The 16,407-nt window shown below is 42.1% G+C and carries 16 protein-coding genes; 10 read left to right on the top strand and 6 right to left on the bottom strand.

The genetic code is table 11. The annotated features are described in order from the left end of the window. Positions 1–32: 32 nt before the first annotated feature. Both KXV15_RS05240 and fliI read right to left on the bottom strand, forming a co-directional pair. Positions 33–470 carry a flagellar export protein FliJ gene (locus KXV15_RS05240; RefSeq protein ID WP_240007101.1) on the bottom strand — a complete coding sequence of 146 codons (438 nt, stop codon included), beginning with the start codon at positions 468–470 and terminating at the stop codon, positions 33–35. A 46-nt stretch (positions 471–516) separates the two neighbouring features. Further along, positions 517–1,842, bottom strand: coding sequence for a flagellar protein export ATPase FliI (gene fliI, locus KXV15_RS05235; protein WP_240007100.1), 1,326 nt, complete (start codon positions 1,840–1,842; stop codon positions 517–519). Positions 1,843–2,105: 263 nt separating this feature from the next. Between fliI and ctrA the strand changes: the two genes are divergently transcribed. Further along, positions 2,106–2,801 (top strand): response regulator transcription factor CtrA, encoded by a 696-nt coding sequence (gene ctrA / locus KXV15_RS05230; protein WP_240007099.1) that lies wholly within the window; start codon positions 2,106–2,108, stop codon positions 2,799–2,801. Positions 2,802–2,862: 61 nt separating this feature from the next. Here the strand turns inward: ctrA and KXV15_RS05225 are convergent, their stop codons facing one another. The 3 genes from KXV15_RS05225 to KXV15_RS05215 form a co-directional block, all read right to left on the bottom strand. Continuing rightward, on the bottom strand, positions 2,863–4,203 hold the full coding sequence (locus tag KXV15_RS05225) for a Y-family DNA polymerase (protein ID WP_240007098.1): 1,341 nt from the start codon (positions 4,201–4,203) through the stop codon (positions 2,863–2,865). 706 nt (positions 4,204–4,909) lie between these two features. Further along, complete coding sequence (locus KXV15_RS05220; protein ID WP_240007097.1) at positions 4,910–6,586, bottom strand: AAA family ATPase; 1,677 nt, start codon at positions 6,584–6,586, stop codon at positions 4,910–4,912. Between the two features lie 205 nt (positions 6,587–6,791). Continuing rightward, the gene (locus KXV15_RS05215; RefSeq protein ID WP_240007096.1) at positions 6,792–7,883 is read right to left on the bottom strand and encodes an NADH:flavin oxidoreductase; all 1,092 of its coding nucleotides are present in this window, start codon (positions 7,881–7,883) and stop codon (positions 6,792–6,794) included. 191 nt (positions 7,884–8,074) lie between these two features. Between KXV15_RS05215 and KXV15_RS05210 the strand changes: the two genes are divergently transcribed. The 8 genes from KXV15_RS05210 (at position 8,075) to prmC (ending at position 15,249) form a co-directional block, all read left to right on the top strand. Further along, positions 8,075–9,139: an acyltransferase family protein gene (locus KXV15_RS05210; protein ID WP_240007095.1), complete on the top strand. Its 1,065-nt coding sequence runs from the start codon at positions 8,075–8,077 to the stop codon at positions 9,137–9,139. 62 nt (positions 9,140–9,201) lie between these two features. Further along, complete coding sequence (locus KXV15_RS05205; RefSeq protein WP_240007094.1) at positions 9,202–11,061, top strand: ABC-F family ATP-binding cassette domain-containing protein; 1,860 nt, start codon at positions 9,202–9,204, stop codon at positions 11,059–11,061. Between the two features lie 74 nt (positions 11,062–11,135). After that, on the top strand, positions 11,136–11,642 hold the full coding sequence (locus tag KXV15_RS05200; RefSeq protein WP_240007093.1) for a hypothetical protein: 507 nt from the start codon (positions 11,136–11,138) through the stop codon (positions 11,640–11,642). A gap of 72 nt (positions 11,643–11,714) precedes the next feature. Continuing rightward, positions 11,715–12,233 (top strand): hypothetical protein, encoded by a 519-nt coding sequence (locus KXV15_RS05195; protein ID WP_240007092.1) that lies wholly within the window; start codon positions 11,715–11,717, stop codon positions 12,231–12,233. After that, positions 12,233–12,460 carry a helix-turn-helix domain-containing protein gene (locus KXV15_RS05190; protein ID WP_240007091.1) on the top strand — a complete coding sequence of 76 codons (228 nt, stop codon included), beginning with the start codon at positions 12,233–12,235 and terminating at the stop codon, positions 12,458–12,460. The genes KXV15_RS05195 and KXV15_RS05190 overlap by 1 nt, the downstream gene beginning before the upstream one ends. A gap of 32 nt (positions 12,461–12,492) precedes the next feature. Next, positions 12,493–12,855 carry a hypothetical protein gene (locus KXV15_RS05185; protein ID WP_240007090.1) on the top strand — a complete coding sequence of 121 codons (363 nt, stop codon included), beginning with the start codon at positions 12,493–12,495 and terminating at the stop codon, positions 12,853–12,855. Between the two features lie 86 nt (positions 12,856–12,941). Then, positions 12,942–14,342, top strand: a complete 1,401-nt coding sequence (locus KXV15_RS05180; protein WP_240007089.1) for a serine hydrolase domain-containing protein — start codon at positions 12,942–12,944, stop codon at positions 14,340–14,342. Between the two features lie 61 nt (positions 14,343–14,403). Continuing rightward, the gene (gene prmC, locus KXV15_RS05175) at positions 14,404–15,249 is read left to right on the top strand and encodes a peptide chain release factor N(5)-glutamine methyltransferase (RefSeq protein WP_240007088.1); all 846 of its coding nucleotides are present in this window, start codon (positions 14,404–14,406) and stop codon (positions 15,247–15,249) included. Between the two features lie 88 nt (positions 15,250–15,337). On the opposite strand, the gene KXV15_RS05170 is transcribed toward prmC, so the two are convergent. Then, positions 15,338–15,475, bottom strand: a complete 138-nt coding sequence (locus tag KXV15_RS05170; RefSeq protein WP_240007087.1) for a hypothetical protein — start codon at positions 15,473–15,475, stop codon at positions 15,338–15,340. 91 nt (positions 15,476–15,566) lie between these two features. Here KXV15_RS05170 and KXV15_RS05165 point away from each other — a divergent pair, with 91 nt between their 5' ends. Continuing rightward, complete coding sequence (locus tag KXV15_RS05165) at positions 15,567–16,313, top strand: DUF4167 domain-containing protein (RefSeq protein WP_240007086.1); 747 nt, start codon at positions 15,567–15,569, stop codon at positions 16,311–16,313. The last annotated feature ends 94 nt before the right edge of the window (positions 16,314–16,407 follow it).

Below are 16,407 nucleotides of genomic sequence, written 5' to 3'. Positions count from 1 at the left end.
CGCGGGGTTTAATGCATCGGTTAAATGTTCTTTTATGCCCGTTTAGAACGAATTATCGCAAACTCGTCCATTGCCTTTTGTTCGCGTGCCTTTTTTTGTTCGGCGGCATGTGCCTGGCGACGCTCTTCAAGGGTTTCGAATTTCTTTTGTTCTTCAAAGGCAATACGTAATTCTTCGCCTAGGGTACGAATTTCTTCTTCAACACCGGTTAATGATGCCAAAAGGTTCGCCTGTTGCCCATCCATAGAAATTTTATATTGCGCAAAGTCAGATGCCATCGCAGGGTTATTTTCTGCAATCACACGTTCACGATCGAGGTTGTTTTTCAAATCCTCTTGTTTTTTAATCAAATCAGCATGAATCTTTTGGGCAGCAGCAAGTAATTTTTGCACGCTATCAACCTTGTGTTTCGCCAATTTTATAAGTGTTTCACCTGAACGCATTAAACCATTCCCGTTAATTTCGGACATGATAACAAGTGAAAGTTAAAAAACTTTACAGTTTTGTGTACAAATTTTAATTAGTTAGAATATTTTCCAGTTTTTCAAAGGTTTCGGGAAAGGTTGAACGCTCATGCTTGCCCTGTGAAAGGAAAGCCTCAAGCGGTTCACTAAGTGCAATTGCACGATCTGTTTTGGCATCGGCCCCAATACGGTATGCCCCAAGCCTGATTAATTCTTCCATATCCGAAAAGTTCGCCATCGCATTTTTGGCTTCTTTAATTAAAACTTGTTCTTCTGGCGAATGGCATTCAGGCATAAGACGTGAAACAGACTTCAAAATATTAATTGCCGGATATCGCCCCCTATCGGCAATGGCGCGTTCCAAAACCAAGTGACCATCCAAAATACCACGCACAGCATCGGCAACGGGTTCATCATGGTCACCACCGTCAACAAGAACCGTAAAAAGACCGGTAATCGCCCCCGCCGAACCATCCTCAAGCGGCGCACCAGGGCCAGAGCGTTCCAATAGCTTTGGCAATTCGGCAAATACGGTTGGGGTATAACCTTTTGTGGTTGGGGGTTCGCCCGCGGCTAGGCCGATTTCACGTTGCGCCATAGCAAAGCGGGTCACACTATCCATAAGGCAGAAAACCTGTTTACCTTGGTCACGGAAATATTCGGCAACCGCCATTGTTGTATATGCCGCCTGCCGCCTTTTTAAGGAAGATTCATCAGATGTCGCCACCACAAGGACAGAACGTTTCAAACCTTCTTCGCCCAATGAATCTTCGATAAATTCGCGCACTTCACGCCCGCGCTCACCAATAAGACCGATAACAATCACATCAGATTCCGCGCCGCGTGCCAACATCGACATTAAAACCGATTTACCAACGCCCGAACCTGCAAAAATACCCATCCTTTGTCCGCGACATATCGCGCAAAACGCATCCAAGGCGCGCACACCGGTTTCAATCCTATCCCCAACGCGAACACGATCTTGCGCTGGTGGTGGGGTGTTTTTTACAAAAACCGGATCCGTACCCTCTATTAATGGCCCTTTATTATCAATGGGTTCGGCAAATGAATTAATAATCCGCCCCAACCACGAATTAGATGGATTAATCACTGGTTGCGAAGGTCTAAAAATTAATTTTGTACCGGCGCGCAAACCTTCCACACTGTCAAAAGGCATTAATAATGCACGTCCATCACGATAGCCAACCACTTCAAGACGGGTATTTTGCTGGTTTTCAACATAGGCACGCGCCCCAAGTGACATTGCCTGTGGTGGACCAAATGCCTCTATAATCAAACCGTTAACAGCCGCGACCCGACCTTCATATTCGACAAGCTCTAAATTATTAATTTTTTTAGCAAGAATATTAAGACGCATTGATAATTTCGCCGTTTCAAATGGGGCAAAACCCCCTGATTCTTATATCATAAGCCACGAATCTTAATAAAATTCATGATTCTTAAAAAAATAACATTTTTTTGTCACTTAAGCCGAAAAAATTAACCTTTCTTAAACCGATTACGTTAAAAAGTAAAAAAATCTGGTTAACTGCAAAATGTTGTTAACCTTTTATTAGCAAATCAGTTTAGACTGCGTCATGGGTTGATTTGTTTTCGTTTTATGTACCTAGGGGGTTATAAATGCGTGTTCTTTTAATTGAAGATGATCGTGCGACATCACAGGCGATCGAGCTTATGCTTAAGTCAGAAGGTTTTAACGTCTATACTACTGATTTGGGTGAAGAAGGTGTCGATTTAGGTAAATTGTTTGATTATGATATCATTCTTCTTGACCTTAACCTTCCAGACATGAACGGCTTTGACGTTCTTCGCACACTTCGTAATTCACGCGTTGGCACACCTATTCTAATTCTTTCCGGCTCTGCTGATATTGATACCAAAGTTCGTGGCTTTGGCGTTGGCGCCGATGATTATGTTACAAAACCTTTCCACAAAGACGAACTTGTTGCACGTATTAACGCTGTGGTTCGCCGCTCTAAAGGTCACTCTCAAGCAACTATTCAAACTGGCGACGTTATTGTTAACCTTGACCAAAAAACTGTTGAAGTTAACCAAGTTCGTGTTCACCTTACTGGCAAAGAGTACCAAATGCTTGAACTTCTTTCTTTGCGCAAAGGCACAACCCTTACCAAAGAAATGTTCCTTAACCACCTTTATGGCGGCCTTGACGAGCCAGAACTTAAAATCATTGACGTATTCATCTGTAAATTGCGCAAAAAACTTGCTGCTGCTGCGGGTGGTGCGAATTATATCGAAACTGTTTGGGGACGTGGATATGTTCTTCGCGATCCAACACAGGACGTAAAAGCAGCGTAATTTCTGCTTTCCACATTGATATTAAAACAAGCGGTGAACCCCCTCACCGCTTTTTTATTGCCTATTCCCTAAATTCATTCTTTTCGGGAACGCGGTTAAAGGCAATTTTTGCGCCGACAAAATTATGAATTTTGGTTCTTGGACCAATGGTTATCGTATCCTTGCCATAGCGTTGGTTTAATTTATCAAGCGATTTCAAAAGCCCGATATTAACAGGGTCATCAAGCTGATTAACCGACCAACCAAATAAATCCTCCTCACTATTTTCTTTTATCAAAGACATACAAACCACCGAAACTTTTTTAATACGTATGCGTTTACCGCGAAGACGAGACAGAGATTTTTTCCATAATTCATCGGTGGTGCGCATTAATTTAAAGCTGTCTGAGGTGGCGGGAAAATGCGCCTCCGCCCCCGCGTTTTGCTTATCATCGGTACGCACCGAAAGCATAAGGCGCGGGGTTTTATATTCCATCCGCCGCAAACGCGACCCGCATTTGGCAACAAGGCGGCGCGCCACACCATGTGCGGCCTCTGGCGGACGAAGCTCTGGCGCTAAAATATGCGAATGACTTATTGATGAGCGCGTAGTCACAAGTTCAGGTGGGTCTTTACCGTGCAAAGCATACCAAAAATTTTCCCCCATTATTCCGCCCCATAATGCCCGCATCCGCCCAGGACTTAGGTCCCATAATTGTTTTACATTTGCGATACCCGCACGCCGCAGGCGAAATCCCATCGCCTTGCCAATTCCCGCAAAATCTTCAATTTCAAGATCAAGTAGGCGTCCCGGCAACTCATCGGCCCGCAAAACCGTAAGCCCCAACGGCTTTATGATATCGGCCGCAGTTTTTGCCAAAAGTTTGGACGGTGCAATCCCGACCGATGCGGTTAAATATTCCCCAACCTCACTTAGGATAATTCGTTGTAAACTCATGCCGATTTGCCGTGCATTCGCTTCAAACCTTTGGGGTCCCATCAAGAGGCAGGCAAATTCATCAACCGAACAAATGCTATCAATAGGAATGACCTTATCAACCGCCGCAATAATTTGGTGGTGCAATTCGACATAACGATTTGGTCGCGCCTCGACGATAATAACGTCGGGGTATTTTTGTTTGGCCTCAATCACCGAAGTGCCGGTTTTGATGCCGTATAATTTCGCTTCGCGTGAAGCGGCAATTGCGCCGGTATAATCGGTCATGGTCGGCACAACAATGAGCGGGCGATAGCGATACGCCTTATTATCCTGCTGCTCACAGGAGGCAAAAAACGAATTCATATCGGCATAAAGCCACAAAAGCCCGCCCCCATCTTCCCAACGTTTATCGGCAAGAATTCTGTGAATAAGGCTTGTTTTATCGGCACTATCGCCGTGCATAAATTTATTGGCATAGCTCATAATAATGAGAACATATCATGAACATTCATACTGCGCAATTGGGGCGATAAATTATGATGGGGATAAATTATTAACCAAGCACCCATTCACCTTTGTAACAATTTACCCCCCCTTTTAACCGTTTGTAACAATATGTTTTTTGCAAAAATTTTAAAATAATCATTATTAATCAACTACTTGCATCACATAATGGCGTTCATTCTGCCTATTTCCCAAAAATGTTGACATTTGTTGACATTAAAAAGGCGCATAATTTCCACCAATATCCTGCACATCGCCAAAAACCCTGACAATTCCTGACATTTTTCAAAGAACATCAGGAATAGGATTTTGATATTATAAGGGGAAATTCTTGGGCGGTGATAGCGGGTTTGCGTCAATCTTTGCTTCCCCCGTTGCTAAGGAAGCTCCCCGAAGGGGTGAAGGGGGTTAGCAATATATAATTACCTGCAACGCTTGCCATAAAACCAACCGTCGCCAACCCCACCCCGTGTGCTTCGCACCCGACCTTCCCGCAAGGGGCGGGTAGATTTTGCACTCTTTGCTTCCCCCGTTATTAAGGAAGTTGTCGCCATAGGCGGCGGAGGGGGCGCATGCTGCATAACATTAAATTAAGTGACAAAGCGATTGAAAGAATTGTGGCGCACAGAAATGAAACAACGGGCAGCTATAACAACAATGTATATTTAATTTAACTACTTTGATTTTAAGATAGCTGAGCCATTAAATTTCCTGTGAGTGACAGTGCTATTTGTTTTGCATCTTCATCTTGGCTTATTAAATTAATAACAGCAGCCTCATACGCCTTCCTGCTGGCAAATCCTAGATTTTTCGAAATTTCGGAAAGTGCTGATGATTCACGGACTGGGTAACATTTAAGTATTTCAACAAAGTTATTTTTGCTAACAAGTTCACTTAGTTTAGTCAAATCAGCACCCCTAATAGAGGCTATATCTATGGTTAGCTTAAGTGCATTATCTTTTAATAAACAGGAACGTTTGGGAACTTCTCTATCAATTTGATTCCATATATGTCTTTCAACAGAATAACTGACTATATTTTCCTTATGTTTTTCTATGGCAGTCAATCCAGATTTTATTGCATTTTCAACTAGTTTTTTATAGTTGAGATCATTACGTGCGGCTACTTTTTCCATGATTTTTGGGTTATAATAAATTGCTTCTGATGAATACACATCTAATCTAAATATGCCCTTTTCTTCTTGTGAAGATATTTCGTCATCACCTTCAAAACCATCTCTATCTATTAATCCAAATGCTTCGACCCAATTTAGCTTAAGATTACTTCGTATTCCTATAACTGACTGAAAAACATTCTTTGAAGAACCTTTTGGTATTATTGATATATTTGGAAATAGCAGTGAATAAAGCGGGCTATCCAAACTTCTATGTACTTCGCCTTCAATAAATAGCACCTTTTTTCGGCTTCCAATGATGTCAAGTTTTAGACTATCTGGTAGTTCTTCTGCTGTTTCAAGCATTTCAATCTCAAATGTATAGCCTCCTAGTGCCATAGGTACTCTATTGCAATTCCTTGTTATTAATATTTTAGAATCTGCAAACTCAAGTGGAAGGTCAAGCTCATGAGTTGAAATAACAAACGCACAATCTTTACGTAAATTCATCAAATTAGCTAACAATGGCACTACTATCGATTTATGTAAATGCCGTTCAGGCTCGTCTAATAATATTAAAGTGTCTTTTTCAGCGGTCAAAATATTTGAAGCAATAATAAAAGCATTTCTTTCGCCATCCGACATTCTTGCTATACTATACTCAAAATTTTCTTCACGTAAGGCTGAAATATTCTCAATACCATTGAGTTTTAATTTTATTTTTAAGTTAGATGCCTCAAAAACCTCATTAATTATTTTTATTAATGAGGGGTTTTGTTTTATGAAATTGTTTAGAACCTCAACGTTTCCTTCTCTAGCAATTTGAGAAATTTCACTATTAAGATTTGCTTCAGCTAAAATAACTTCATTGACATCAATCTTAGCTCGGTAATTTTGAAAATTATTAATTTGCCACCGTGAATCAGGATTATTTTCATTGTTTTTTAAATTTGCTGATTGGTTTTTCACTTCTGAAGAAGCCATGCCAATTTGTTCATTATCAAAACATAGTGTCCTGTTTGCTAATACTCGCTTAGAATTGCCAAAATTCATTTGACCGATTGAACCCATTAGGGTTGATTTACCAGTGCCATTTGCCCCAACAATAAAAAGAAGCTGTCCCGAATTCAATGGGATGGAAGTCATTATTGGCATTGGCATCATGTGAGCTTGTTGTCCAGGATACGCTGGTAGCGATTGCATTCTTACTTCGGTACATATGTTAATGCTAAAAGTTTTCATAACCATGTTTGTACCCTATAAAAATACCCCATAATCAAAATTACTATCACAAGATTAAAATGGTTGCAAAGTATATGATTTCAATCAGTCATATCATCTAGCACTTGTTGCAGGATTATAGGCAATATGAGACCCCGCAATAAATGCGTGGTGACAGCCTCATTGGCAACGGGGGAAGTAGATACCCCCCCGTCACAAAGGGAAGAAAAGATTATTTCAATACTGCCAAGTCTCTACGATCAAAGGCTTGAAGTTCTTCTGCGCGGTTTTCTTTGATTTTTGCAACCCATTCAGGATCACTTAGAAGCGCGCGACCAACGGCAATCATGTCAAACTCATCATTTTCAATGCGTTTGATAAGGCCGTCAATTGGTGCAACCTCTGAACCTTGGCCACGGAATGCGCCCAAGAATTCGCCGTCAAGACCAACCGAGCCAACCGAAATTGTCGGCACGCCCAATAGTTTCTTTGCCCAACCGGCAAAGTTTAAATCAGACCCTTCAAATTCAGGCGTCCAAAAACGACGTTGCGAACAATGCAAAATATCCGCACCGGCATCAACCAAACCACCAAGCCATTCGGTCATTTCATCAGGGGTTGTTGCAAGGCGTGCCTCGTAATCTTGTTGTTTCCATTGGCTTATGCGGATAATGATGGCAAAATCATCGCCCACCGCCGCACGACACGCCTTGATAACAGCTTCGGCAAAGGCATTGCGTTCTTTAATGGTTGCGCCGCCCCATTTGTCGGTGCGTTTATTCAATTCTTTCCAGAAGAATTGATCAATCAAATAGCCGTGCGCGCCGTGTAACTCGATACCGTCAAAGCCAACATCTTTGGCGGCTTTTGCAGATTCTGCAAATTTTGCGATTGTGTCGGCAATGTCTTCTTCGGTCATTGGCTCGGTGTTTTGTTTGTCTGGCATGATATAGCCTGATGGGCTATCAATTTTTGATGGCTCCCACCCCTTTGCCATACCAACATTGCCAACATGCCAAATCTGCGGAACAATTTGCCCGCCCGCAGCGTGAACCTTTTCAACAACATTTTTCCAGCCATCCATTGCCGCGCCAAAGAAATTAGGTACATCAGGCGCCATTTTTGAACCAGGGCGGTCAATAACCGTGCCTTCGGTAATAATAAGGCCGACCCCACCCTTGGCACGGCGTTCATAATATGCGGCATTGGCCTCACCAGGGATGCCATTTGGCGCCATGGTGCGCGTCATTGGCGCCATAGCAATACGGTTTTTTGATTTTATTGATTTAAATTCAAATGGTTTGAAAAGCGCGCTATTAGGCATAAAAGCTCCTTAGGGATTAGTAGAATTATTGGGACAACAAAAATATAGGTTCGCAAATGAAATTCACAAGCCACCGCCCTCCAAAACCAACTGTAATTTAGTGTATTTAGTGCCATACTTCATGCGCTTTGCGGTTTTACGAGCGCAATTCAAATGATAATAATATTTCCGCAAAGCTATTAGGGGGAATGATGAAGCGCTTTATTACTTTGGATTTGTTTCGTGGGATTGCGGCTTTAATCATTCTTATGCGCCATTCTGTGCCAATCGCGGGCTTTGACCCCTATGTTTCATATCTTGCGGTTGATTTATTTTTCCTCATAAGTGGCTTTGTTTTTGTCCCTTCTGCGGGTGATAAACTTGTTAGTGGCAAAATGGATGCCAAGGGCGCAATTATAAACCGCTTTATTCGCCTCTATCCGCTTTACTTTTTGTCGGTTTTATTGGCGGGATTATGCTTCTTTACTGGTGCTGCAACCTCATTTGGCATAACTTATCAGCCATTTTGGCAGGCATGGCTTATCAGCTTGACTATGGGGCCGAATTTAACCGCGCCAATGTTTTGGTTCCAAATCAACGGCTTGGCATGGTATTTATTCGTTGATATTGCGGGCGTAATTATTCTTTCATTCGTTTATAAATATCTCAATAACATTGCATTGGCGGTCATAAGCATCATTAGTGCAATTGTGCTTGTTTGGGCGGCATATCATATGAACCCTGCGGGTGGGCTTGATTTGGGCTATGCCAATTATAATTGGCAATTTGGTTTCTGCCGCTTTGGGTTCTCATTCACTTTGGGCATGTTACTATATCGTGTTATGCGAAATGGCTTTTTTGAAAAGCAATATAACAAGCCTTTAATTGGGTTCTCACTAAGCCTTATTTTGGCGATTTGTCTGTGCATCCAAAATATCAATCACGACTCCAATGCCCTTATTTCATTGGTTTTAACCATTGTGGTTTTCCCTGTTTTGGTAATTATTGCGACAAAAATTGATTTCGGTGGAACTTTGGCAAAAATTGCGGAGTTTCTATCCAATCTTTCTTATACAATTTATGTTTTGCAATATGCGATTATCGCAATGTTGATGCATCAGCTTAAGGTCATGCATATTGTTCCCCATGCAATTGCGCCGTGGGGGCAAGTTGGCTTGCAAATATTCATGATTATTTTGTCGTATTTTGCCAATAAATATTATGATGCACCGGTTAGAAAATGGCTAAATGCCAAGTTAAAACCCAAAAAAGCCTAATTAGTGCTTTTTTGCCTGTGGGACGGTTTACTTAGGTTTCTAAAATCCGCTAAAAGCGCGCCATGTTAGAAATCACCGAACTATCCCACGCCTTTGGCAAACGAATCCTATTTGATAATGCCAGTGCATTTATTGCCGATGGCTGGAAAGTTGGTGTCATTGGTAAAAATGGCACGGGCAAATCAACGCTTTTGAAATTAATCCGTGAAGAAGTTGGCAAACCCAATTCCCCCATTAAATTAAAACGTGGCGCGCGCATGGGCTTTGTTGCCCAAGAAGTTCCCGCCAACGAAACGCCAATGATGGAAATGGTTCTTGAACAAGACCTTGAACGCCACGCATTAATGACCGAGGCCGAAACCGCAACCGACCCCGATCGTATTGGCTATATCCACTCCCGCCTGCTTGATATTGATGCATATAGCGCCGAAGCACGCGCCGCCGAAATCATGGTTGGTCTTGGCTTTAAGCAGGATGATTTATACAAACCCGCCGGTGAATTTTCTGGTGGTTGGCGGATGCGCGCCGCATTGGCCGGGGTTTTGGTTTCACAACCTGATTTGTTAATCCTAGATGAGCCGACCAACTATTTGGATTTAGAGGGTGCGGCATGGCTTGAAAGCTATTTGGTGAAATACCCGCACACGGTTTTGGTGGTTTCCCACGACCGTGAGGTTTTGAACCGTTCAGTTACCCACGTTTTGGCGCTTGAAAACCAAAAGCTTGAGATTTCGACCGGTGGCTATGATATTTATTTGAAACGCCGCGCCGAACGTATGGCAAATTTAACCGGGCAAAAGGCAAAGCAAGATGCCGCCAAGGCGCACCTTCAGGCCTTTGTTGATCGTTTCCGTGCCAAGGCATCAAAAGCACGCCAAGCCCAAGCCCGCATCAAAATGATGGAAAAAATGCAGGATATTCAGGTTCCGATTGAAGATCGGGCAATGCCATTCCATTTTTACGATGCACCCGAACTTGCCTCCCCCCTCATTCAGCTTGAAGATGCCGATTTGGGTTATATCAAGGGGCAACCGGTTCTAAAGAATGTCAATTTCAGGCTTGATAATGAGGACCGCATCGTAATTATCGGACCAAATGGTCAGGGTAAAACCACGCTTGTGAAATCAATCGGTGAACGCCTCAAGCTATTGAATGGTGAAAGGCGCGCCAGCAATAAAATCAAAATCGGCTATTTCTCCCAAGATTCAATGGATGAATTGCGCGAAGGCGACACGGTTTTACAACATATCAAAGACCTTGAACCCGAAGCAGGCGAATCCAAACACCGCGCCATTGCCGCCAATATCGGCTTTGGACAGGATAAAATCGGCACCAAGGTTGAAAAACTTTCGGGTGGTGAAAAAGTGCGATTACTTCTTGGCATTACTGCCTATGCCCGCCCGCATATTTTAATCCTCGATGAGCCGACATCCCACTTGGATATCGATAGCCGTGAGGCATTAATCCACGCGCTAAATGATTTTAGTGGTGCAATTTTGCTTATTACCCACGACGTTTATTTGGCGGAGGCCTGTGCCGATAGTTTGTGGTTGGTATTTAATGGCCGCGCCAGCCAATATGACGGTGACTTGTCCGATTATCGCCAAATGGTTTTGACCGCCGATCGCCCGGATAGCAAACCCGCAAAAGACGGCAAAGAAAAATGGGGCAAGCCAAAAGCAGGCAATAACCAAATTCAAACCCTTAAACGCAAAATTGCGGCGTGTGAAAAAGATATCGCGATTGAACAAGATAAAATCGCGCAAATTGAAAACCAACTTGCCGACCCCGGCAGTTATAACAAAGACCATCATGCGGCAATGGATTTAACCAAAACGCAAAATTGGCACCAAAAACGCCTTGATAAATTTGAGGCGGAATATTTGGAAGCATTGGAAAAATTAGAAGATTTGGAAAGTTAAACTAAAACCTACTTGACTTTAAGTAATACTTAAATTAATTTGCCTTTGACATATTTTGTCAGGGAGCAAATAGTATGAAAGAAGCAAAAACAAATTTGCAAAAGCAAGCCATGCTGTGGGAAGCCTTAAGCACTATGGTGGCGTTTCTTTTGATTATCTATCTAATTCGTGATCGGTTTGTAGCTACATCAGGGATATTGCCAGACATGAATTTGACACAACAATTGTCAATTTTCTTCCTGTCGCTTTTAAGCCCTGTTTTTTGGGTATCAATTATTGCGCCCGCCTCTTATGCCATGGCAATTATTGCCGCTGTTTCCGTATTTCGCGCAATAAATAAAGGAAATGATTTCAGCCCGACACTTTTAAAAGGTTTGGAAAAAATGGGGGCAAATCTATTATTTGGGGCGTGTGGGGCGATTTTCATAACCCCGACATTACTAAACTGGTTTAGCTTTAAAGGCGGAATTAAATTTGCCGCATCTACCGAAGCGTTCGTAATTCTTATTGTTGGCGGTGCATTATATTTCATTGCCGATATTGGCAAAAAATTGAATGCCGAACTTGAAAGTTTTGTCTGATATTTAAAAATGCAAGCCTTCACAAAGTTCACATAACGCAAGTTAGTATTTAGCAAGAAAGTGCCAATTCAAATGTTAGATTCACTTTTGGAAAAATATGGTGTCAAAAAATTTGCAAAATTTGCAAAATATTTTTCGATTTTTGCAAGTCTATATTTCATGTTATGCGCGGTGACTGAAAGAGCATACAAACTAGGCTTAATAGATATACACTTGAAATTAATTCCTAATGAGAATGGCATAATATCTTCACTTTTAAATCCAAATTATTGGGTCGAGTTAATCTCACAGGTCTTTTTTGCAATTGCGATTTTCAATTGCGCAACCTTGTTTGAAAAAATCTCAACTGGCGAAAAATTTACTAATTCAATGGTAATTCAACTCGAAGCAATTGGTTCAAATTTATTCTTTGGTTTTATCGCAGCAGCATTCATACAACCATTTTTAATTGACCTATTTCGCGGCGTTTTTCATTGCTGTCGAATTGGATTTGATAATCAAAACCTTTTGGCAGGAGTTATGGGGGCATTATTATTTACCATAGGAAAAATTGGGCAGAAACTTAGAGTTGAATTGGATGAAATAGTATAATGCCTATCAATGTTACCCTTGATGTCATGCTTGCCAAACGTAAAGTTCGGGCAAAAGATTTGGCGCAAACAATCGGAATCTCCGAAACCCAAATGTCGCAATTGCGCAATGGGAAAATAAAAGGTGTGCGTTTTTCAACAATTTGCAAAATTTGTTATCATCTTGACTGCCAACCATCTGATTTATTCGAATATATCAAAGATGATGTTGATTTGTTGGAAGACTGAATTAAAGTGAACCTAATTTTCAGGAGATGGTTTTGCAAAGACGTGGTTTATTTCAGCTTTCAGGTGCTTTGATTATTTCATCTCTTGTCCCTAGCCTTTCATTTGCGGCGACAAAATTGGATGGTGATTGGGTTGGCGAAATCGTTACCAGCAATGTGAAATACCCAATAAAACTTGTCATCGGCACAGAAAGCGCAAGCCTATATTCAACTTCACAGGCAAATCGCGCCATTGTTTCTAATGAACTTCAAATCCATAATAATCAAATCATGCTTCGCTTTGATGAAATCAACGCAACCTTTGTCGGCAAATTAAAAGGCAATAAAATTGTTGGTATATTCTCGCAAAGCTCTGCCAAGGCTGCGGATTTCAAAATTGTAATGCAGCGTGTATAAGACCGTGCATAATTTTGTCTTTTTCATATAATATTGACCAGATTGATAAGTGCTTTTAGACTATGCAGCATTTTTCGGAGGCATTCATGAAACGTCGTGATTTTACAAAATATGCGGGGATTTTTGTTGCCTCTTGTATGGTACCGCTTCCGCTACGGGCGCAAGATGCCATTATTGGCGATTGGTACGGCAATCTTGATGTTGGTATTACCACGCTTAAGCTACGGCTTGAAATATTGGCATCCGATAGCGCCAACCTATATTCAATATCCCAAAAAAACGCCAAAATCCCCGCGTCTGAATTTAAAATCAAGGGCGATAATATTTATGCCGAATTTGCAACGATAAATGCAAAATATGAAGGTAAACTTCAAAATGGAAAGATAATCGGCAAATTCACCCAAGGCGCACAATTTGACCTTGTTTTCAGTCGTAATGCTGCCGAATCCGCACCGCCACCGCCCCCACTTACACAAGGCATGCTTGATGAAGCCGTCGCAAAATCGGGCGCACCCGCAATAATCGCCATTAGTGCAGCAGCCGAAGCACAGCCAAAGGCAATGGTTTCTGGCATACGTTCGGTCAATAACGATATTAAGGCAGAGCTTGACGATAAATGGCATTTGGGTTCAATCACCAAATCTTTTACTGCGCTTTTGATTGCCATATTGGTCGAGAAGAATATCCTTAAATGGGATGAGCCAATTTCAAAAACTTTTGGCAATTATATCGATGTTCCCGATGCCTATAAAAATATTACTCTTTTGCATCTCTTATCCCACCGCGCGGGGTTACAGGCCAATTTAGATATTGATAAATTGCTTGAATATAAAGAAAACAAATCCCCCATCATGAGCCAGCGCAAGGATTATGTCACAAATGTTTTTGCCCAAAGTCCGGCCGGAGAAATGGGCAAAACTTTTCTTTATTCCAATAGTGGTTTTGTAATCGCGGGGCATATTGCCGAATATAAAATGGGGCGCTCTTGGGAAACCCTTGTAAAAGAATTTATCTTTCGCCCCCTTAATATCACATCTGCAGACTTTGGCGCACCACGCGGGCGCGATGTAAAAGATGAACCAATGGGGCATTATTTCGATGACAGCGTGAATAAACGGGTCGCCGTTGAGCCGCAGGATATAATTTCCGATAACCCGTTGGTTCTTGGCCCCGCCGGAACCTTAAATATGAATGCCCAAGATATGATAAAATACCTAAAGGCACGCATGGGGCGCAATAATATTTTGGGCCTCCAAAGCTGGGAAAAGCTTGAAAACCCACCATTTGGCGGCAATTATGCCTTGGGTGTTATTAAGCGTGATGATGGCGGCATATGGCACAATGGCTCGAACACTTTATGGTATGCCGAGTTTATTTATTATCCCAAAACCCAAAAATGCGGCTTTGTCGATTGTAATTACGGCAACCTTCCAAGGGTACAGCCAAAAATCAATGAGATACTCTTAAGCGCAATCGCAGCGGCATAACATGCATAGAAGCTTGAAAAACAACGCCCCCTGCCCCATATCCCCGCAAAAGGATTCTTAAATGACCAATCTTGTAACTTTATGGAAAAATGCCAAATCAGAACTTGAAGCAGCAGGTGTCGATAGCCCAACCATCGATGCCCGTATTCTCTTGCTTGATGCTTTGAAAATATCGCGTACTGATTTGTTAAATGATCCATATCGCGAAGTTGCAAAAGCAGATGAAGATAAATTAAACGCCTTTCTTGCGCGCCGCAAAACCCGTGAACCCGTTGCCCATATCATTGGGAAAAAGGCATTCTGGAAGCTTGAATTTGCATCCGATGCCCGCGCCCTTGTACCGCGCCCGGAGACCGAAGTTATCATCGATTATGTCGTTAAAACCAATGGCGAAGAAGAAAAGCGCGTTCTTGATATCGGAACCGGAACTGGCGCAATAATCCTTTCACTTCTTGCTGAACGCCACCAATGGAAAGGTGTTGCCACCGACATTTCAAAAGACGCACTCGAATTGGCGCAAATTAATGCCAATATGCACAGCCTTGAAAACCGTGTTGAGTTTTTGAATACAAATTGGGTGGATGGTGTTAAAGGCGAATTCGATATTGTGGTTTCTAACCCGCCCTATATCCCAAGCCATGTAATACCGACACTTGATACGGATGTTAAAGATTATGACCCGCATTTGGCTTTAGATGGCGGGCATGACGGGCTTGAGCCATACCGTATCATTTTTGCCGCATTACCAAATTTATTGAAACAAGGCGGTGTCTTTGCATTTGAATTTGGTATTGGGCAGGCAAAAGAAATACTTGAAATCGCACAAAATAGCGGTTATTTCACTGAATTAGCGATTATTAAAGATTTATCTGATATTGAACGTGTAATAATTGGGAAAAAACAATAAAAGCAGTTAGCCTCTTTATTGTTTAACTTCTTCATTGTAGAAAACTCTAATGAAACTGATGGATATGATTCTTATTGGGGGCTTGATGCTAATCGGTTTCGCTTTGCTCGGGGCGGCTGTATTCTTCAATATTAGTTTTAATTGAGAACGCCGTTTTACGTGGGCTGATTTCGTAACAAGAAATCAGAATATGGGCCACAACCCCGAATTTGGGTGAATAAGGCATAATGCAACACCCATTTTTTCGAGCAATATGTGGTTTAAATCTCGCAATTTATAATGTTTGAGACGGACATAAACAAAGGCAAGTAAACAAAGTGAACATCAAACGTCAACGTGGTCGCGGGCGCAACAAACCCACGAATAACAACCCTAATCGTGCTTATGAATCTACTGGTCCTGATATAAAAGTACGTGGCTCTGCACAGACTATTCTTGAAAAATATCAACAAGTTGGTCGTGATGCCATGGCTTCGGGTGATCGTATTTTGGCTGAAAACTATATGCAACACGCCGAGCATTATTTGAGGCTTTTAAAATCGATTCAGCCGCATTTTGTCCCACGTTCGGAGCTTGCGATTTCTGGCATACCTTCTGATGGTGACGAAGACGCCGAAAACAACGAATTGGCTGAAAACGAAGGCGAAAACATTGCCGAAGGTGAAGAAGACGATACCGAAGCATCTTCAAACCGTAATGAGCGTTACAATCGTAATGACCGCAACAATCGCAATGACCGTAACGACCGCTTTAATAACAACCGTCGTCGTGGCCGCGATCATTACCGCAACAACCGCAATGAAACTGCAGAAGGTGTTGAAAATACCCCTGATGCTGTCGAAGCAAGCAATGAACCGCAAAACGATGCACCACAAATTGACGATGCAAACCCTGAAAATGGTGAAGAAGTCAAAACCCGTGCACCACGTGGTAATTCACGCCTAAGAAGCCCTCTTGGTCGTCGTCCGCGTCAAAAACGTGACGGTGAACCGCGCGAAGATAAAGAGCCTTCTGGTTTCGGCGAAGATATGCCGGCATTTTTGGCGACAAGCGTCACTGAATAATTTTATCAAATGAATATTCAAGGGGTGCAAATCATATGGTTTGCACCCCTTTTTTTTGTTTTAAATAAATCAGACGGTCTTCATGCAAAGTTTA

This window comes from Pseudaquidulcibacter saccharophilus (assembly GCF_019455445.1).
Lineage (GTDB): Bacteria > Pseudomonadota > Alphaproteobacteria > Caulobacterales > Aquidulcibacteraceae > Pseudaquidulcibacter > Pseudaquidulcibacter saccharophilus.
This window is presented reverse-complemented; position numbering and strand designations above follow the sequence as displayed.